The sequence below is a fragment of the Burkholderia sp. Ac-20384 genome (assembly GCF_017104605.1).
In the GTDB taxonomy this organism is placed as follows: Bacteria; Pseudomonadota; Gammaproteobacteria; order Burkholderiales; family Burkholderiaceae; genus Burkholderia; species Burkholderia lata.
In genome coordinates, this window is sequence record NZ_JAAGPE010000027.1 from 1 (window position 1) to 19,431 (window position 19,431).

Genomic DNA, 19,431 nt, shown 5'->3' on the forward strand with positions numbered 1-19,431 from the left:
CGGGCTTCACGCCCGCACGCTCCAGCACCGCGCGGATCACCGTCGCGCCCAGCTCGGGCGCCGCAATCTTCGCAAGCGAACCGCCGAATTTGCCGACCGCGGTCCGCGCGGCCGATACGATCACTACATCCGTCATGTCCAGTTCCTGCATCGAAATCAGTTCGTCGTTCTGACGCCGGCGCGAGCCGGCCTCGGCTGGCGATCGCGCATCTCGGGCCGTCGGGCGCGATTGCGGTCGCACGCCGCCGTACGGCGCGCGGCACCCGTTCGAACGGGTGGCACACCGGTACGGCTCGCCGGTTTACCGGCGTCTTCCGGCAAACCGGACGTTCGCCGGCCGCTACGCGGCACACGCGGCGGCCGGCGCCATCCGGCGCCGATCAATCGTGTCGCGCTCATGCGCGACACGTGCTTGCTTGGCTTGGCTACGCGATTACGCAGCCGATTCGCGTGCAGCCGCTGCGTCCTTGCGTGCGGCGGCAGCCGTTTGCTTCGCGCCGCGCGTTGCCGTTTCGCTGACCGCGTCGAAACCGCTCTGCGCGGCTTCGATCGCCTGGCCCGTCGCGGCGCGAACCGAATCGGCCGCGGCGGTCGCCGCCGACAGCGCCGAGTTCAGCGCGGCCACCACCGGCGCCGAGCCGGCCGGTGCGTGCTTCGACAGTTCGCCAAGCGCGTCCTTCAGGCGCTTGTCGTTCTGTTCGTATTGCGCTTGTGCGACCTTCGCCCATTCGGACTGCGTCGACACGGCGATGTCGAACAGATGGCGGCCGTACGACACGACCTTGCCGGCCGCTTCCTGCGGTGCGGCGACCTGCTGTGCGAAGCCCGCGGCCGGGTTGCTGCTGTTGAATGCGTTCTTCAGCTTGTCCTCGTATTCCTCGAGCGCCGTCCGGGCCGCTTGCAGGTTGAGTTCGACGACAGCCTCGAAACCTTGGATCGCCGGACGGGCGATCGCAAACCACGCGGCGATACCGGATTGATATTCGGCGTTGAGTTTTTCGGGGGCAAATACGGACATCGGGCACGCTCCTGTTAGCAATGCGAGAGACGACGTAAAGAAAATTGGAAGCCGGATCGACAGCAGACTTCCTTATTGACAACCCGTCACTTATTTGAGCACGGGAAGCTGAAGGAGCCCATTCTAGATCGATTAATTGTCAATTAAATGGCATTAATACTAGGTGTAAACCCTTATTCTAATCCGAAGTGACCGCTGGAACCCATGGTGCGCCGACATCGCAGACGAGGCCGCGTATCACTCTGTCCCGCAATGCATTTTTACCTTTTTACAGGATACCGGGTCATGACGTCGCGCAACATTTACCAATCCATTATTCCGTTTATTAGAAAACCGGAGCACATTGAAAATGGAGCGGTCACTTATGTAATCGTTTTTTCTGGATTTATTATGAAATCGTTTTCGGGATTATTAATGACGGAATCAATGATCGGATGAATTGCGGGTCGCAATAAAAAACGGCCGCATGATGCGGCCGCGGGTTTATCAGGCAGGTGCGGGATCAGCCGGCCAGTTCGCGATGCAGCGCGAGGAACTCCTGCGCGAGCTTGTGCCCGGGTTCCAGATGGATCACCGGTTTGGACTGCTGATGCGACTCGCGAATCTTCACCGATGCCGACAGCCTCGACGCGAGCACCGGCAGCCCTTCTTCGACGAGTTCGTCGACCAGGCGCTGCGGCAGGCTCGCCCGCGGCTGGAACTGGTTGATCACGATCCCTTCCACCTCGAGCGCCGCGTTGTGGTCCTGCTGGATTTCCTTCACGTTCTCGAGCAGCGTGTACAGCGCGCGGCGTGAGAAATCGTCGCAGTCGAACGGGATCAGGCAGCGCTCGACCGCGATCAGCGCCGAGCGCGTATAGAAATTCAGCGCGGGCGGCGTGTCGATGTACACGGCGTCGTAGGTGTCGAGCTCGTTCAGCGCATCGCGCAGCTTGTAGATCTTGTAGCGTGACTCGAGCTTGCCGTGCAGCGTGTCGAGCTCCGGATGCGCAGGCATCACGTCGAGCCCTTCGAACGGAGTCGGATGAATGAAAGATGCGACGTCGACCGGGCGGAAGTTGAAGGTCAGCGCGGTTTCGAAGAAATCGGCGACGCCCGGCTGCGCGTCGGGCGCGGCGTCACCGAGCAGGTAGCGCGTCGAGTTCGCCTGCGCATCGAGGTCGATGACGAGCGTGCGCAGCCCTTCGCTCGCGCTGATCGCCGCCAGGTTGCAGACGATCGTCGATTTGCCCACGCCGCCCTTCTGGTTGAATACGACCCGCCGCATTGTGTCTCCTCGATCGAACACGTCGAAAAGACAAGCTTAGCCGGTCAATTGTGGCGGCCGCGTGACGCAGGTCGAATTGTGCGCATCCTGGCACGGGGCCGTATCAGCGGCGCGTCACCGGCCCCGACACATACCGGTTGCCCGGCACGCTCCACCGCCATGGCAGATCCGTGCCGACGCGAATGCCGATGCGCGGCCCGCCCGCCAGATCGGCGGGCGGCGCGATGCCATCGTCGACGATCGCGAACCCTTCGTGCGCGCCGATCAGGTCGACCCCATCCTGCGCGCCGCCGATCCCCATCGCCTGGGTCAGCCGTGCCGGCCCCCGGCACAGGTCGCGATCGCGCGTCTGCGGCGGCCGGGCCGCACGCATCCGTTCGAGCCCTTGCAGCGGCTCGAGCGCGCGAATCAGCACACCCGTTCCCGTGCCATCCGGGCCGCACACGCAGTTGCAGCACCAGTGCATGCCATAGGTGAAATAGACGTACAGGTGCCCCGGCGGCCCGAACATCGTCGCATTGCGCGGCGTCTTGCCGCGATAGGTATGCGCGGCCGGGTCGATCGCGCCGGCATAGGCTTCCACTTCGACGATCCGCCCGGCCCGGCCGTCCGCGGCCGCGAGGATCTTGTTCAGCAGTTGCGGCGCGACGTCGGTGGCGACGCGGTCGAAGAATGCGCGCGGCAGCACGGCGCCCGGCCACCGAAGCACGGGGTCACCGCGCCGCATCCCGCCCCTCCGGTTGAAGACCGGAACCGGCCTTCGCCTTCAGACGAAGCTGACGATATGCGTCGACCAGGTCGTCGAGACTGAACGCGAGGTTTCGCCCGCTGGGATTGGGCAGCACCCAGACGCTCGATCCCTGCATCCGGGCCGGCTGCAAGCCCCACTCGATTTCCCGCTGCCCGGAAAGCGCCGAGTACGCCGCCTTGCCGAGAAAGGCGACGAAGCGCGGCCCGTAACGCGCCACCTTGTGCTCGAACTCGGCAGCCGCGGCGACGAATTCCGCGCGAGAAAGCTGATCGGCACTCGCGGTCGGCCGCTTCACCACCGCCGTCAGGCCGCAGCCATATTGAAGAATCGCGTGATCGTCCTGCGGCGAAATTTCCGCCGGCGTGAAGCCCGCGAGATGGATCACGCGCCAGAAGCGGTTGCTCCTCCCCGCGAAGTGATGGCCGGTGGCGGCCGCGGTCAGGCCGGGGTTGATCCCGCAGAAGAGCACGTCGAGATGCGGCGCGATGAGGTCCGCGAGGGTATGGCACGACGGGCCCGATGACATTCGAATGGCCGGCAAGCGCGTTCTCCACTATGGCGTCGAGGCGGACATCGATCTTCTGCGCGAGCTGCCCGGCGGTCAACCGCCGCGCGGTCGGAGATGCGAGATTTTCCGGATGCGCGCGGTCGACGATTCACTCGCCGTGTTGTTCGCGACGCCATCGCCGACAACACGACGTTCGTCAGCGGGTTAACGATCATGTCAAATACTTTGACACATACGTCGACGAATCTTAGCATTGACTTGTATCAACCGACGGGCGTCCGATTGCGCGGCGAACGGTATCCGGCATCGAGATCGCCGGCGTGACTGCCGGAAATGCCGGCCAGTGACGCTTGGCATGACCGGCAACGCGGACTGCATGACGGCGGGTCGCTTTGTCGGGTTTTTCCCCATCCTGACAACATATTTCGCATTCCTATTAATTAAAATCAACGGAGGAGGCATAGTGATCAACCTGACTGTGCGCGGCAAGGACGGAGCGGACTTCATCACCGGCAGCTTCCATGCGGCATCGGCCGATACCGCTCCCGACGACTACCCGCTCGTCGTGGCAATCCATGGCGGGACCTATACGGGAGACTATTTCCAGGTCGACGGCTATTCGCTGGCAGCACGCGCCGCCGCCCTCGGCATTCCGCTCTTCGCACTCAACCGGCCCGGCTATGCGGACAGCGTGCGCAAGGAAGGGCTGGATTGCTCGATCATGTCGAACGCCGAAATCCTCAACGACGTGCTGTCCGACCTGTGGGAAACCCGGCGCGGGAACGCACGCGGCATCTTCCTGATCGGGCATTCGATCGGCGGCGCCATCGCGATTCAGATGGCCGCACTTGGCAAGTCGTGGCCGCTGCTGGGCCTGTCGATCTCCGGGGTAGGCGTGCGCGAACCCGAGCCTGTCCTGGAACAGTGGCGATCGCTGCCGCCTGACGAATCGATCGTGATTCCCCCCGCCCCCAAGGATCAACTGATGTACGGCCCCGCGGGCACCTGGCTTCCGGACGGACAGCGCGCCGCACATCGTGCGGATCATCCGATGCCCAGGCAGGAGTTGCTCGACATCGCGTTCGAATGGCCACGCCTGCTTCGGGAGGCAGCCCCGCGCATCGACGTTCCCGTGCACTACCGACAGCCCGAATTCGACAATCTCTGGGTCGTCGACGAAGCGGAGGTGCAGGACTTTGCATCCCGCTTCGTCAATTCGCCGTGGGTCGATGCGCAGGTCTTCAAGGGCGCCGGTCATAACATCGACTTTCATCGTCTCGGTGGCGCCTTCCAGCTCCAGCAGCTCGCGTTTGCACTCGCATGCAGCGTGAGCACCGAGCGCCGGGAATGGAGCGCCCGGTAAAGCGCTAGCGCGAACGCCGCTGCAGGGAAATCACGGGCGCAACGCGTCGGCTCTCCGCTTTCCCCGGACGGCGGCTTCCGCCGCGCCGGCCGCCCTGCTTCACGGCACGCATCCACGTACGTGCCGGACGCATGCGCGGACACCAGCTCCGCATACCGGGGACGAACAGCATACCGCCGACTATCGGGGCGGTGGGCCTGCTCGCGCCATTTTTCGACACACGCGGCTTCACGACAGATGACGGAACGATACAGGCGGCGCTATCGCCAGTCCGCTTCGCGTCGCTGATTCAACTAAAAAAACCATTCGATCAAGCCGGGGAATACCGCTCGAATCTCTGGGGTCTCTCGTTCATCTCGAATCACTCATTCAGTCATACTAATCATATGGAGACGGAACATGTACGGTAGAAAGGTAAAGCGGTCGGCGATCTGTCCGATGCTGATTCTCGTCGCGGGGCTTGGGGTCGTGAAGCCCGCATGCGCGGTCAACGGCACGTTCCTGACCGGGAACGGCACGCGAGCGGACGGCATGGGTGGCGCCGCGGTCGCCTTTCCTCAGGACACGACCGCCGCGGCCGACAATCCGGCCGGCATGGCCTACGTGGGTAACCAGTTCGACGTGTACGCCGGGCTGATCGTGGCCAGCTTCAAGTCGACATTCGGCTCGCCGGACAACAAGTTCTTCAGTAGCGAAAACATCCCGATCGGTGGCGGCGGCATCAACTTCGCGCTGAGCCCCCGGTGGACATTCGGTGTTTCCGTATACGGCGTCGGGCTCGGCGACAACTATCACGCTCCCGTTGCGCCCGGGCTCGGCAACGCCGGTGCCAGCCTGGTCCAGCTCAATGCCGCCCCGACGGTGACCTACAGGATTCTGCCGAACCTGTCGGTCGGTGCGTCCTTGATACTGGGCATTCAGCAGTTCCGCGCCAACGGCCTGTTCACCGTCAGTCCCGAAGGTTCGCTGGCCGCGATGCCCAGTCACGGGACGCGGTATGCCGGCGGCATCGGCGGCGCGGTCGGCATCTTGTGGAAGCCGTCTCCGTTTTTTTCCGTCGGCGCGAGTTACTACTCCAGGATGGCCTTCGGCAAAATGCCCGGATACGAGTCCGACTTGCTGGCCGCGACCGGCAAAAGCCTCGATGGCCCGCCCAGCTATCGGGTCGGGATCGCCATTCACCCGATTGCGCCGATGACGGTGGCGGTCGACTACCTGCGTATCCAGTGGGGCAGTACGCCGCCCTTCAACGATTCGTCCACCTTCAACTGGCACAATCAGAATGTCGTTCGGGTAGGCCTCGCGTACGACGTCAACCACGCCCTCACGTTGCGGACCGGATTCAGCCTGGCGAGCTCGACGATCGATTCCGATCACACCGCTGTCAATTTCTATACGGCCGGCATCACGACCAAGGTGATGACGGCCGGATTCACCTACGCGATCGACAAGAACAACCAGGTCTCGATGTCCTACGAGCACGAGTTGCCACGCACAATCACGGGCACCGGGCCGAGCACCGGGAACAACCTGCATCTGAATTTCCAGATGGTCACGTTGGGGCTCACCCACTCGTTCTGAACGCAAGCGGTGCGCGCATCGGTCGATCATGTCGATGCGCGCGCCCGGGCATCGCACTCGGCCACACGACGTACCGGCCGTCACACGCATCAAGAAAGACCGTGCGCGCACGCAGACCGAAGGGTCGGGCGACGAGCGGGTCGTGCGCGGGAGTAAACTTGTCCACGGTGTTGCGGCGCGGAATGCCGCCAACGAAAACGGACAGATCACATGAGCGACAACACGACGGCGACCCGGGAAAAGATGACGCGCAACGCGGCACAGCAGCAGGCGATACTCGAGGAAGCCTGCCTCCTGTTCATCGAAAAGGGCTTCGGCGGAACCAACATCCAGGATATCGCCGACGCTGCCGGCCTGACGCGCACCGCGGTCTATCACTATTTCCCGAGCAAGGAAGCAATGCTGGTGGCGCTGACCGAGGACGTGACGCAGAAAGCCAGCGAACTGGCCGCGTCGGTTTCGCTGCGCGACGACGTCCCCGCCGAAGAGGCCCTCCAGCAACTCATCATTCAGCACGCGGGGCTGATCCTGTCGCAGCCGCTCCAGTTCCGCGTGGTGGAGCGCAGCGAAAGCAATCTTCCCGAAGCACACCGGGCCGCCGCGCAGGAGGCACGACGCGGTGTCCTCGATCACTTCACCCATGTGATCCAGCGCGGTATCCGCGAAGGCAGCTTCCGTCCCATCGCGGCTCATGTCGCCGCATTCTCGATCATCGGCATGTGCAACTGGTGCGCATGGTGGTTCGACGCGAGCGGCGAGGTTTCCGCGCGGGAAGTCGCCGACATGATCGCCGAACTGGGCCTGCGGGGTTTGCTGACGGCAAAGCCGTCCGGCTCCCGCCCGGTCAGCATCGGCGACACCTTGAACCAGATGCGTGACGCGATGGCGGTACTCGAACGGCAGGTCAGCCATCTTTCTTCACGCTGACGCCGCTTCATCGAGCGGTTCGCCCGAGGGTTAACGATCACGTCAAAAATTTGACGTTAGTGTCTGCGCTTCGTATGATGGCCTCAAGGTCATACGAAGGCGCCGCGTCGCGGCGAAACGACAGATGAAATCGACAACCGTCCCGAACGCCGGCGCCACGGCCGGCTTCCTCAACACCGACTGGAACCCGCGCGACGTCCCGCCCGGTACGGTCACCACCAATGTCGTGCTGCGTACCGCCGACCAGGCGGCCACCGGCGGCTCGCTGTACCGCCCGGCCACGCCCACCGACACCGTGATCTGCGTGATGCACCCGCGCGAATTCATGGCCTGTCACTACCTGATTCCGGACATCGTCGGCGCCGGCTATGCCGCCTGGTCGCAATCGCCCCGCTCGGTCGGCAATGACCTGCGCCTCGAACACGAATTCGCGCTGCATGACGTGGCCGCCGGCCTGCAATACCTGCGCGCCGCCGGCTTCAAGCGCATCGTGCTGCTCGGCAATTCCGGCGGCGCGGGGCTGTATGCGCTGTACGTGCAGCAAGCCGCGCTTCCCGGCGCGCAGCGGATCGCCCGCACGCCCGGCGGCCGCCCGACACAACTGGCCGACCTCGACATGCCGGTCGTCGACGGCTTCGTGCTGGTCGGCCCGCACCCCGGCCAGGGTGCGCTGCTGCTGAACTGCATCGACCCGAGCGTCGCGGATGAAAACGATCCGCTGTCCGTCGATCCGTCGCTCGATCCGCTGTCGCCGGCCAACGGCTACGCCGGCAAGGGCGACACGCGCTACAGCGCCGAGTTCATCGAGCGCTACCGCGCGGCGCAACGGGCGCGCGTGGCCCGCATCGACGCGCACGCGCAGGCGCTGATCGCGCGCCGGCAAGCCGCCCGCCAGCGCGTGAAGGATGCTGCCGCGAACGGCGCCAGGGCCAGCGCCGACGACCGCCGCCTTGCCGGCCACACGCCGATCTTCAACGTCTGGCGCACCGACGCCGACCTGCGCTGCTTCGACCTCACGCTCGACGCATCGGACCGCAAGTTCGGCTCGCTGTGGGGCGCCGATCCGTACGCGTCCAACTACGGCGCGGTCGGATTCGCGCGTCAATGCACGCCGGAAAGCTGGCTGTCGACGTGGTCCGCGCTGTCGTCCAACGCGTCGCTCGCGAAGACGGCCGCATCGATCACGCAGCCCGTACTCGTCATCGAGTACACCGGCGACCAGGCCTGCTTCCCGGGCGACGTGCAGCGGATCGTCGCGGCGATCGCGTCGCCGGCCAGGCAGCACCTGCGCGTGCGCGGCGACCACCACGGCCGCGCGCTCGGTGCGGACGAAGCGCCCGGACGGCTCGAGGCCGGCCGCCTGCTCGCGGACTGGCTGCGTACGCAATTTCCGCTCTGACGCGAGTCCGACCTTGTCATCGGGGAGCGCCGATGCGCTCCGCCATCGCCCTTCCGCTTACTCATGGACACACCTGCGATGCCTGCACACACCCTTCCTTCGCTGACGCTGCGCGGCGTCGACCACACCGCGCGCCCGACCTGGCGACTGCGCGAAACCGTCGAGTTCTATCGCGACAAGCTCGGCCTGCCGCTCGTACACGTGATCTCCGCGCGCGGCTGGGGCCCGTCGACGCACCCGGACTTCCTGCACTTTTTCTTTGACAGCGGCAACGGCAGCACCATTGCGTTCTTCTACTACCTCGGCAGCGACGAGCCAGCCGGCATGCAGGCGCGCGCCGCGTCCCGTCCGCTGCCTGACGATCATGTCGGCGACGCGACGCACACCGCGTGGCTCGTCGACGGCCCCGACGCGCTGCGTGCGTGGAAGCACCATCTGGAAGCGCAAGGGCTCGACGTCTCGGTCGAAACGCGGCACGAAGTCATCGAATCGGTCTATGTGCGCGACCCGAACGGCTATTTCGTCGAATTCACGCACAAGCTGCGCCCGCTGACCGCCGTCGACGCCACCGATGCATGGCTGACGCTGCAGGCCGCGATGGCCCTGGAAGACACCGCCCGTGCAGGCGGCGAGCCGCTGGATACGGTCGATGCGATCTGGAACCGGAAAGCCGCGTTGCTGGCCGAACATGGCATCACGTCCGGCGCGCCGGTGCGCATTGCCGTTCCGCGCGTCGAGGAATTTTCGCCGCTGGTGCGTGCCGCAAAGGAAAACGCCGATTGTCGTGTGTCTGAAACTAAGGAATACGATCTGATTGAATCGGATGGCCCGATCGAGTTCGCACGCAAGGCGCTCGGCTTCAAGCCGGCGCTATGGTACGGAATGCTGACCGGTGGCGTACACGGTCGCATCGAGCGCTTCGATCGAGACGTGCTGCGCATCGCGCCCGCACAAGCCTGAGTGAACAAGGAGGAGACAACGATGGAGACGCGAGTCGAACACCCGATCGCCGGTGTCGTTTACCCGAGCACGGCACGTGCCGAAGCCGCGCTGGCGAGCGGCGCGTGGATCGCCAGCACCGTCGGCGACACGCTGCGGGCCACTGCCGCGCGCCATCCGCAGCGCACGGCGTTCATCAGCAACGAGCGCGCGATCAGCTTCGCCGAGCTCGACGAATCGACCGAGCGCCTGGGCGCCGCCTTGCTGGCGCTCGGTCTCGCGCCGGGCGATCGTGCGATCTTCCAGCTCGGCACCACGATCGAAACCGCGGTGGTGCTGCTGGCCTGCTTCAAGGCCGGCATCGTGCCGGTATGCTCGCTGACGCAGCATCGGGAAGTCGAGATCGGCCAGCTCACCCGTCAATCCGGTGCACGCGGCTACTTCGTGCAGGCCGATTTCGGCTCGAGCTTCGACCTGCCGGCCTTCGCCGAATCGATGGTGGCGCGCCATCCGTCGCTCGAGCATCTGGTGATCGTGCGCGGAGAACGCGCAGGCGCGCACGGCATGCAGGCGCTGATCGACGGGATGCCGCTCGCGCAGGCAACGGAACGCCTGGCCGGCGTGTCGATCGGCCTGGCCGACGTGCTCAGCTTCCAGCTCTCCGGCGGCACGACCGGCGTGCCCAAGATCATTCCGCGCTTCCATGCCGAATACCTCGGTCACTCGGCCGGCTGGATGCGGCGCTACTGCGTCGATGCCGACAGCCGCCTGATCTGGTCGTTGCCGCTGATGCACAACGCCGGCCAGTTGTACGCACTGATTCCGGCCGTGCTGATCGGCATGCCGGTGGTACTGATGCCGAAAGTGGACATCCCGGGCATGCTCGACCTGATCGGAAGGCACCGCGTCACGCACGCGCTGTCGATCGGGCCGATCGCACCGCAACTGATGGCCTACCCGCACATCGCACAGCACGACCTTTCGTCGCTGAAGCTGTTTGCGACGATGAGCCGCGCCGACACCCTCGAAGCCCATCTGCAGGTGCCTTGCTCGAACCTGTACGGCATCACCGAAGGGCTGCTGCTCGGCTCGCCGGCCGGCGCATCGGTCGACGCACGCCACCGGACGCAAGGCTGCTCGGGCTGGACCGACGACGAGATCCGCGTGCTCGAGCCCGGAACGGAACGGGCGGTCGCCGAAGGGGCCATGGGCGAACTGTGCTTCCGCGGCCCTTCCACGCTGACCGGCTATTTCGACAACCCCGAAGCCAACGCGCAGTCGTTCACGTCCGACGGTTTCTACCGCACCGGCGACATCGTGACCGCGCACCGCATCGACGGCCGGCTGCACTACGCGTTCGAAGGACGCCTGCGCGACAACGTGAACCGCGGCGGCGAAAAGATCGGCTGCGAAGAGGTGGAAGGTTACGTCAGCCAGCATCCCGCCGTCGCCGATGCGAAGCTCGTGCCGATGCCCGATCCGTTCTACGGCGAGAAAGGCTGCATCTTCATCATTCCGCGCCCCGGCATGCCGGCGCCCGACGTGCAGGCGCTCGCGCAATTCCTCGTCGAGCGCGGGCTCGCGAAGTACAAGTGCCCGGAGCGCGTGCAGGTGGTCGACGAGTTCCCGGTCACGCGCGTAGGCAAGGTCGACAAGCCGGCGATGAAGCGGGCCATCGCCGAACTCCTCGAACTGGAGACGAAGCAATGACCGCACCGACACCCATCGAATATCTGCTCGGCGAGCGGCCGCTGACCGTACGCCGCCGCGTCAAGTGGGGCGAATGCGATCCGGCCGGCGTCGTCTATACCGCGACCTTCGCCGACTACGTGATCTCGGCCGCCGAACTCTTCTACGGAGCATTGTTCGGCACCACGTCGCAGCGCGCGAAACACGAGCTGGGATTCGGCACGCCGAGCCGCGCATTGTCGTTCGATTTCCTGAGTTCGCTGCGGCCCGACGACACGTTCGACATGACGGTGTACGTGGCCGACGTGCGCACTCGCACCTATGTGCTCGACATCGTCGCCACCACGCCGCACGGCGAACCGGTGTTCAATGCGCGCCTCACGCCCGTCTGCATCGCACGCGACGAACGCCGCTCGATCGAGGTTCCTCCGTCGTTCCGCCAGGCGCTGCTCGACTACCGGCGCGACAGCGGCGCAAGCCCCGTTACCCAGGATGCCATGCGATGAAAATCAATATCGTTGGTGCCGGCCCGGCCGGCATGTACTTCGCGTTGCTCGCGAAGAAACACTCGCCCGCTCACCAGATCAGCATCGTCGAGCAGAACCCGGAAGGCGCGACCTATGGCTGGGGCGTCGTATTCTCCGACGTCGGCCTGTCGTTCCTGAAGGATGCCGATGCCGCATTCTTCGACGAGTTCATTGCGCACCACGAGCGCTGCGACTACATGGAAATCGTCCACCGGGGCACGCATGTCCAGGTGCACGGCAACCATTTCTCTCGAACGTCGCGCATCGACATGCTGCGCGTCCTGCAACGGGCATGCGAGCGCGAAGGCATACGAATCGAGTACGGCCGGCGCATCGACGACGTGCGCGAGCTGGCATCGGACTGCGACCTGCTCATTGCCGCCGACGGCGGCAACAGCGCGGTACGCACGCAGTTCGCCGACCGCTTCGGCCCGCGCTTCGTCCGGCGCCGCAACAAGTTCGCGTGGTACGGAACGAACCAGCGCTTCCATCCGGTTTCGCTGATCTTCCGCGAGACCGAGTACGGCACGTTCATCGCGCACAGCTATCAGTACAGCCCCGACCTGTCGACCTTCCTCGTCGAAACGGACCCCGACACCTGGCAGCGCGCCGGGCTCGACCGCGCGACCGAAGACGAAAGCCGACGCTTCTGCTCCGACGTGTTCCGCCCCGAACTGGGCAGCAACGAGCTGCTGACCAATCGTTCGCTGTGGTTCGAGGCCAACATTGTCAGCAACGACCACTGGCACCACGACAACATCGTGCTGCTCGGCGACGCGCTGCGCACCGTCCACTTCTCGCTCGGCTCGGGCACGCGGATGGCCATGCAGGACGCGATCGCGCTGCACCGTGCGGTGGTCGCGCATCCGGCCGACCTCCGTGCCGCGTTCGCCGCGTTCGAGGCGGAGCGCCGCCCCGCGTCGTCGACGTTCCAGGGCGCCGCGGCGAAGAGCCTCGACTGGTACGAGAACGTCGCCGACAGGATGCATCTCGATCCGGTCAGCTTCACGTACGACTACATGCGCCGCACCGGCAAGGTCGGCCACGACGATCTCCGGCAGCGCGACCCGCACTTCATTCGCGCGTACGACGCACTGCACGCCGGCACGCCGGCTGTCGCCGGCGACGCGGCGTGACGATACGCGCCGCGGTCGGCGCCGGGCGATCACCGCGATCCACCGGCCCGGCGCGGCGCGCCCTTTCATTCCGATTCCTGTACCCATTCAAGCAGAGGGACGCACCGTGACCAGGCTTTACCGCATCGGGCAGATCGTGCCCAGCTCCAACACCACGATGGAAACCGAGATCCCCGCGATGCTGCGCGCGCGCGAGGCAATTCGCGACGACGCGCGCTTCACGTTCCATTCGAGCCGGATGCGCATGCACAAGGTGACGAAGGAAGAACTCACCGCGATGAACCAGGAAGGGCTGCGCTGCGCGGCCGAACTGGCCGACGCGCGGGTGGACGTGATGAGCACCGCGTGTCTCGTCGCCATCATGGCGATGGGCGTCGGCTATCACCGGCAAACCGAGCGCGAACTGACCGAAGTCGCGCGCGCCGCACAATGCCTCGCGCCGGTCATGACGTCGGCCGGTGCGCTGATCGACGGGCTGAAGACGCTCGGTGCGCGCCGCATTGCGCTGATGGCGCCCTACATGAAGCCGCTGACCGACCTTGTCGTGCAATACATCGAACATGAGGGAATCGAGGTCGTCGATGCGATCTGCTTCGAGATTCCGGACAATCTCGAAGTCGGGCGTCGGGACCCGCTGCAGTTGCTGGACGACGTGAAGCGGCTGAATACCCGCAACGCCGACGTGATCGTCGCGTCCGCGTGCGTGCAGATGCCGTCGTTGCCGGCGATCCAGCGGATTCAGGACGCCACCGGCATTCCGACCATCTCGACCGCCGTCTGCACGGTGCGCCGGATGCTCGAGCATCTCGATCTGCCGCCGGTCGTGCCCGGCGCCGGCGCACTGCTGCAACCCGCCTGAGCGGGCGCGAAGCGGTGCGCACGCGCCTGCGATGAATGCCGATCGGCTGCCCCCCGAATCGGGGGCAGCGAATCGAATGCACGACCCGCCCGTCGCCAATCGCCGGGCCGGTCGTCATCCGATCCGATCCACCTCCGACGTTCCGACTGCCGTTGCGGCGGCATAAAAAAACAGCCCCGGACTCCCCTTTCAAACACCTGACTTGAAAGAAGGGGCCGGGGCCTGCCTGACCGCAGACTGCGGTAGGTCGTTTTAGAACGGGATATCGTCGTCCATCTCGTCGAAGCCGCCGCCTGCCGGTGCGCTCGGACGGCTTTGCGCGCCGCCGCCTGCACCGCCACGCGCTGCACCGCCGGCACGACCACCGCCGCCACCGCCGCGCTCCATCTGCTCGCCACGGCCACCGCCGCCGCCACCACCGTAGCCGCCGCCGTAACCGCCTTCGTCACCGCCGCCACCGCCGCCGCCCGCACCGCGGCCGCCGAGCATCTGCATCTGGTCGGCGACGATTTCGGTCGAGTAACGATCCTGGCCGTCCTGGCCCTGCCACTTGCGCGTGCGGATGCGGCCTTCGATATAGACCGACGAACCCTTCTTCAGGTACTCGCTGACGATTTCCGCCAGACGACCGAAGAACGCGACGCGGTGCCACTCGGTCATTTCCTTGAAATCGCCGCTCGCCTTGTCTTTATAGCGATCGGTCGTTGCGAGACGGATGTTCGCAACCGCGTCGCCGCTCGGCAGGTAACGGACTTCAGGATCGGCGCCGAGATTGCCGACGAGGATGACCTTGTTGACGGATGCCATGTGTTTCTCCAGTAAATTCGATGCCGGGCCGCCCGCTCATGCTGTCGGTACGGCCCGCCGGGCAAGCCGGCGAACGCCGCCGGTACCTGCCCGAAATGAGTTCAGGCCTTGCGCGGCGGCGCTTTCATGCTGGCCGCGATTATAAGCCACGCGGCAACGAGCCCCGAGCACGTGTAGAACACCGTATTGGCGCCCCCGTGCTTCAGCAGCCAGCCGCCCACGATGCCGCCGAGCGCGAGCCCGATCGACTGCGTGGTGTTGTAAACACCTGTGGCCGCGCCCTTGCGCGAACCGGGCGCGAGCTTCGATACGAGCGACGGCTGCGACGCTTCCAGGATGTTGAAACCGAGGAAGTAGACGAACAGAACCGCTGCCACAATCAGGATGGTATGCGGCGCGCTGCCCAACAACAATTGGCCGATCAGGATAGCCAGGATGCCGCCGAGCAGCACCGGCTTCATCTTGCCCCGTTTTTCCGCGACGATGATCGCCGGGACCATCATCACGAACGCGAGCCCCATCACCGGCAGGTAGACCTTCCAGTGCGCGGCGACCGGCAGGCCGCCGTCGACGAGCAGGCGCGGTACGACAAGGAACAGCGCCGTCTGAGTCGCGTGCAGCACCAGCACGCCGAAGTTCAGGCGCAGCAGTTCGATGTTGTGCAGCACCTCGGCGAACGGCGCGGGCACGTGCACGGGCTTCGCCGCGTCGGGCACGATCCACAGCACGACGCCGATCGCGAGGATCGACAGCACGCCGACGATCGCGAACAGCCCGCTCATCCCGACCCAATGGAACACGATCGGCGCACCGACGATCGCGACCGCGAACGACACGCCGATCGAGCCGCCGACCATCGCCATCGCCTTCGTACGGTTCTGCTCGGAGGTCAGGTCGGCGATGAACGCGAGCACCGCGGACGACACCGCGCCCATCCCCTGGATCACGCGGCCGACGATGATCCACGTGATGTCATGCGCGGACGCGGCGACGAAGCTGCCGATCGCGAAGATCACGAGACCGGTGGCGATCACCGGCTTGCGGCCGAACTTGTCGGACGCCCAGCCGTAGAAGATATAGAACAGCGATTGCGTGACGCCGTAGGCCCCGAGCGCGATACCGACGAGCAGCACGTTGTCGCCGCCCGGGATGGTTTTCGCGTAGACCGAGAACACCGGCATGATCATGAACAGGCCGAGCATGCGCAGCGCGAAGATCGCCGCGAGCGACGTGGTCGCGCGCAATTCGGGCGCAGTCATGCGGGAAGACGTGGCAGACGGATTGGACATCGGGAATGAATTTCGAATGATCGGAATGACCGCCCGACACCGGGCGGCGGAAGATCAGGACCAGCGGCCCGGGAGGCTTGGCCGGCAACACGTCGGGGCAGGATTCAGGCAGCCCGCAGGCCGCCCGGAACCGCGCGGCGCGGCCGCTTTCCCGGCGCAGGCGCCATCTTGCTGCCACCTGCTGCTAAGGCTGGGGGCCCCAAACGACGGCCTCGAAAAGCCGTTATAGTAGCAGGTTTGGTTCCCTCCATTTTCGCCAGGTTCATGGAACAGATCCGCATCCGTGGGGCTCGTACCCACAACCTGAAAAACGTCAATCTCGACCTGCCGCGCCACAAGCTGATCGTGATTACCGGGTTGTCCGGGTCGGGCAAGTCGTCGCTCGCGTTCGATACCCTTTATGCCGAGGGCCAGCGCCGCTACGTCGAAAGCCTGTCCGCGTATGCCCGCCAGTTCCTGCAGCTGATGGAGAAACCCGACGTCGACCTGATCGAAGGCCTGTCGCCGGCGATCTCGATCGAGCAGAAGGCGACGTCCCACAACCCGCGTTCGACCGTCGGCACGGTCACGGAAATCCACGACTACCTGCGACTTTTGTTCGCACGTGTCGGGACGCCGTACTGCCCCGACCACGACATCCCGCTGGAAGCGCAGAGCGTGTCGCAGATGGTCGACGCGGCGCTCGCGCTGCCCGAGGAAACCAAGCTGATGATCCTCGCGCCCGTCGTCGCGGATCGCAAGGGCGAGCATGCCGAGCTGTTCGAGGACATGCAGGCGCAGGGTTTCGTGCGCTTTCGCGTGCGCTCGGGCGGCGGCGCCGCGAACGAAGGCGTCGCGAAGATCTACGAGGTCGAGTCGCTGCCGAAGCTGAAGAAGAACGACAAGCACACGATCGACGTCGTCGTCGACCGCCTGAAGGTGCGCCCGGACATGAAGCAGCGCCTCGCCGAATCGTTCGAGACGGCACTGCGCCTCGCCGACGGCCGCGCGATCGCGCTCGAAATGGAGTCCGACCGCGAGTACCTGTTCAGCTCGAAGTTCGCGTGCCCGATCTGCTCGTACTCGCTGCAGGAGCTCGAGCCGCGCCTGTTCTCGTTCAACAACCCGATGGGCGCGTGCCCGGAATGCGACGGCCTCGGCCAGATCACGTTCTTCGACCCGAAGCGGGTCGTCGCGCACCCGTCGCTGTCGCTCGCCGCCGGCGCCGTGAAAGGCTGGGACCGCCGCAACCAGTTCTACTTCCAGATGCTGCAGAGTCTCGCGGCGTTCTACGAATTCGACATCGACGCCGCATTCGAGGATCTGCCGGAAAAGATCCGGAAGGTGCTGCTGTTCGGCTCGGGCAAGCAGACGATCCCGTTCTCGTACATCAACGAGCGCGGCCGCACGACGATCCGCGAGCACGTGTTCGAAGGGATCATCCCGAACCTCGAGCGCCGCTACCGCGAGACCGATTCGGTCGCGGTGCGCGAAGAGCTGTCGAAGTACCAGAACAACCAGCCGTGCCCGTCCTGCGACGGCACGCGCCTGCGCCGCGAAGCGCGCCACGTGCGGATCGGCACGGGCGACTACGCGCGCGGCATCTTTGAAATCAGCGGCTGGCCGCTGCGCGACGCGCTCGGCTATTTCGACGGCCTGTCGCTCGAAGGCGCGAAGCGCGAGATCGCCGACAAGGTGATCAAGGAAATCGTCGCCCGCCTCACCTTCCTGAACAACGTCGGCCTCGACTACCTGTCGCTCGAACGCAGCGCCGAAACCCTGTCGGGCGGCGAGGCGCAGCGTATCCGGCTCGCGTCGCAGATCGGCTCGGGCCTCACGGGCGTGATGTACGTGCTCGACGAGCCGTCGATCGGCCTGCACCAGCGCGACAACGACCGCCTGATCTCGACCCTCAAGCATCTGCGCGACCTCGGCAACTCGGTGATCGTCGTCGAGCACGACGAGGACATGATCCGCACAGCCGACTACGTCGTCGACATGGGCCCGGGCGCCGGCGAGCACGGCGGCGTGATCGTGGCCGAGGGCACGCCGAAGCAGGTGCAGTCGAATCCGCAGTCGCTCACCGGCCAGTACCTGGTCGGCAAGCGCACGATCGAGTACCCGGACGAGCGGCTTGCCCCCGATCCCGAGCGGATGCTGCGCATCGTCGACGCGCACGGCAACAACTTGAAGCATGTCGACCTCGAACTGCCGGTCGGCCTGCTGACCTGCATCACCGGTGTGTCGGGCTCCGGCAAGTCGACGCTGATCAACGACACGCTGTATCACGCGGTCGCGCGCCACCTGTACGGCTCGTCGGCCGAACCGGCGCCGCACGAGGCGATCGAGGGCCTCGAGCACTTCGACAAGGTGATCAACGTCGACCAGTCGCCGATCGGCCGCACGCCGCGCTCGAACCCGGCCACCTACACCGGCCTGTTCACGCCGATCCGCGAGCTGTTCTCGGGCGTGCCGACCTCGAAGGAGCGCGGCTACGATCCGGGCCGCTTCTCGTTCAACGTGAAGGGCGGCCGCTGCGAATCGTGCCAGGGCGACGGCGTGCTGAAGGTCGAGATGCACTTCCTGCCGGACGTCTACGTGCCGTGCGACGTGTGCCACGGCAAGCGCTACAACCGCGAAACGCTCGAAGTGCAGTACAAGGGCAAGAACATCAGCGAAGTGCTCGACATGACCGTCGAGCATGCGTACGCGTTCTTCAGCGCGGTGCCGGTCATCGCGCGCAAGCTGAAGACGCTGCTCGACGTCGGCCTCGGCTACATCCGCCTCGGCCAGTCGGCCACGACGCTGTCGGGCGGCGAGGCGCAGCGCGTGAAGCTGTCGCTCGAACTCTCCAAGCGCGACACCGGCCGCACGCTGTACATCCTCGACGAGCCGACCACCGGCCTGCACTTCCACGACATCGCACTGCTGCTGGAAGTGATCCACCGGCTGCGCGACCAGGGCAACACGGTCGTGATCATCGAGCACAACCTCGACGTGATCAAGACGGCCGACTGGGTGATCGACCTCGGCCCCGAAGGCGGTGCCGGCGGCGGCCAGATCATCGCGCAGGGCACGCCCGAGCAGGTCGCGAAGACGAAGGCGAGCTTCACCGGCAAGTACCTCGCGCCGCTGCTCAAGCGCACGACCCGCAAGGTCGCGGCCGGCTGACGCGCCCCGCCTGACTCCCCTCCCGCGCGCGGCCGCCCGGCCGCGCGCGCCCTTCCGCACCGCGAATCCGGCCCCTTCTCGTTTTCCCTTCTGCGTTTACACCATGCGCCAAACGGCCCCGTTGCGGACCATAATGGCGGCTATACTTTACGGTCGTAAGGTTCGCCGTACGCACCAATCCGGTGCGGCGCCGGGCGAACACGGCTCTGCCGCGCATTCCG

Annotated in this window: 16 protein-coding genes and 1 pseudogene; 10 read left to right on the forward strand and 7 right to left on the reverse strand. The window is 65.5% G+C overall.

Annotation, left to right across the window (positions count from 1 at the left end):
- From G3O00_RS07835 to mug, 5 genes and pseudogenes are all read right to left on the reverse strand, one after another.
- Positions 1 to 136: pseudogene (locus tag G3O00_RS07835) on the reverse strand (acetyl-CoA C-acetyltransferase); the annotation flags it as partial.
- A 297-nt stretch (positions 137 to 433) separates the two neighbouring features.
- Positions 434 to 1,018 carry a TIGR01841 family phasin gene (gene phaP, locus G3O00_RS07840; protein ID WP_011353207.1) on the reverse strand — a complete coding sequence of 195 codons (585 nt, stop codon included), beginning with the start codon at positions 1,016 to 1,018 and terminating at the stop codon, positions 434 to 436.
- A gap of 502 nt (positions 1,019 to 1,520) precedes the next feature.
- The gene (locus G3O00_RS07845; RefSeq protein WP_011353208.1) at positions 1,521 to 2,285 is read right to left on the reverse strand and encodes a ParA family protein; all 765 of its coding nucleotides are present in this window, start codon (positions 2,283 to 2,285) and stop codon (positions 1,521 to 1,523) included.
- A 103-nt stretch (positions 2,286 to 2,388) separates the two neighbouring features.
- A complete protein-coding gene (locus G3O00_RS07850; RefSeq protein WP_206142632.1) occupies positions 2,389 to 3,012 on the reverse strand; it encodes a DNA-3-methyladenine glycosylase in 624 nt (207 codons plus the stop codon).
- Complete coding sequence (mug, locus tag G3O00_RS07855; RefSeq protein WP_206142648.1) at positions 2,999 to 3,562, reverse strand: G/U mismatch-specific DNA glycosylase; 564 nt, start codon at positions 3,560 to 3,562, stop codon at positions 2,999 to 3,001. Before mug ends, G3O00_RS07850 begins: the two co-directional genes overlap by 14 nt.
- A 325-nt stretch (positions 3,563 to 3,887) precedes the next feature.
- Here mug and G3O00_RS07860 point away from each other — a divergent pair, with 325 nt between their 5' ends.
- The 9 genes from G3O00_RS07860 to G3O00_RS07900 all read left to right on the forward strand — a co-directional run bounded on the left by G3O00_RS07860 (position 3,888) and on the right by G3O00_RS07900 (position 13,964).
- Positions 3,888 to 4,907: an alpha/beta hydrolase gene (locus G3O00_RS07860; RefSeq protein ID WP_206142633.1), complete on the forward strand. Its 1,020-nt coding sequence runs from the start codon at positions 3,888 to 3,890 to the stop codon at positions 4,905 to 4,907.
- Positions 4,908 to 5,345: 438 nt separating this feature from the next.
- Complete coding sequence (locus G3O00_RS07865; RefSeq protein ID WP_206142634.1) at positions 5,346 to 6,488, forward strand: outer membrane protein transport protein; 1,143 nt, start codon at positions 5,346 to 5,348, stop codon at positions 6,486 to 6,488.
- 210 nt (positions 6,489 to 6,698) lie between these two features.
- Positions 6,699 to 7,415 (forward strand): TetR/AcrR family transcriptional regulator, encoded by a 717-nt coding sequence (locus G3O00_RS07870; protein ID WP_122946285.1) that lies wholly within the window; start codon positions 6,699 to 6,701, stop codon positions 7,413 to 7,415.
- Positions 7,416 to 7,539: 124 nt separating this feature from the next.
- Positions 7,540 to 8,814, forward strand: a complete 1,275-nt coding sequence (locus tag G3O00_RS07875) for an alpha/beta hydrolase (RefSeq protein ID WP_206142635.1) — start codon at positions 7,540 to 7,542, stop codon at positions 8,812 to 8,814.
- A 78-nt stretch (positions 8,815 to 8,892) separates the two neighbouring features.
- On the forward strand, positions 8,893 to 9,774 hold the full coding sequence (locus tag G3O00_RS07880; RefSeq protein WP_206142636.1) for a VOC family protein: 882 nt from the start codon (positions 8,893 to 8,895) through the stop codon (positions 9,772 to 9,774).
- Positions 9,775 to 9,795: 21 nt separating this feature from the next.
- Complete coding sequence (locus tag G3O00_RS07885; protein WP_206142637.1) at positions 9,796 to 11,463, forward strand: AMP-binding protein; 1,668 nt, start codon at positions 9,796 to 9,798, stop codon at positions 11,461 to 11,463.
- Complete coding sequence (locus G3O00_RS07890; RefSeq protein WP_206142638.1) at positions 11,460 to 11,948, forward strand: thioesterase family protein; 489 nt, start codon at positions 11,460 to 11,462, stop codon at positions 11,946 to 11,948. Before G3O00_RS07885 ends, G3O00_RS07890 begins: the two co-directional genes overlap by 4 nt.
- Positions 11,945 to 13,105 (forward strand): FAD-dependent monooxygenase, encoded by a 1,161-nt coding sequence (locus G3O00_RS07895; RefSeq protein ID WP_174930744.1) that lies wholly within the window; start codon positions 11,945 to 11,947, stop codon positions 13,103 to 13,105. The genes G3O00_RS07890 and G3O00_RS07895 overlap by 4 nt, the downstream gene beginning before the upstream one ends.
- A gap of 106 nt (positions 13,106 to 13,211) precedes the next feature.
- Positions 13,212 to 13,964: an aspartate/glutamate racemase family protein gene (locus G3O00_RS07900; RefSeq protein ID WP_206142639.1), complete on the forward strand. Its 753-nt coding sequence runs from the start codon at positions 13,212 to 13,214 to the stop codon at positions 13,962 to 13,964.
- A gap of 252 nt (positions 13,965 to 14,216) precedes the next feature.
- On the opposite strand, the gene G3O00_RS07905 is transcribed toward G3O00_RS07900, so the two are convergent.
- Positions 14,217 to 14,771 carry a single-stranded DNA-binding protein gene (locus G3O00_RS07905; RefSeq protein ID WP_011353211.1) on the reverse strand — a complete coding sequence of 185 codons (555 nt, stop codon included), beginning with the start codon at positions 14,769 to 14,771 and terminating at the stop codon, positions 14,217 to 14,219.
- A 101-nt stretch (positions 14,772 to 14,872) separates the two neighbouring features.
- Positions 14,873 to 16,060: an MFS transporter gene (locus G3O00_RS07910; RefSeq protein ID WP_206142640.1), complete on the reverse strand. Its 1,188-nt coding sequence runs from the start codon at positions 16,058 to 16,060 to the stop codon at positions 14,873 to 14,875.
- A gap of 264 nt (positions 16,061 to 16,324) precedes the next feature.
- Here G3O00_RS07910 and uvrA point away from each other — a divergent pair, with 264 nt between their 5' ends.
- Entirely contained in the window at positions 16,325 to 19,210 is a 2,886-nt protein-coding gene (uvrA, locus tag G3O00_RS07915) for an excinuclease ABC subunit UvrA (RefSeq protein WP_011353213.1), read from the forward strand.
- Positions 19,211 to 19,431 lie beyond the last annotated feature (221 nt).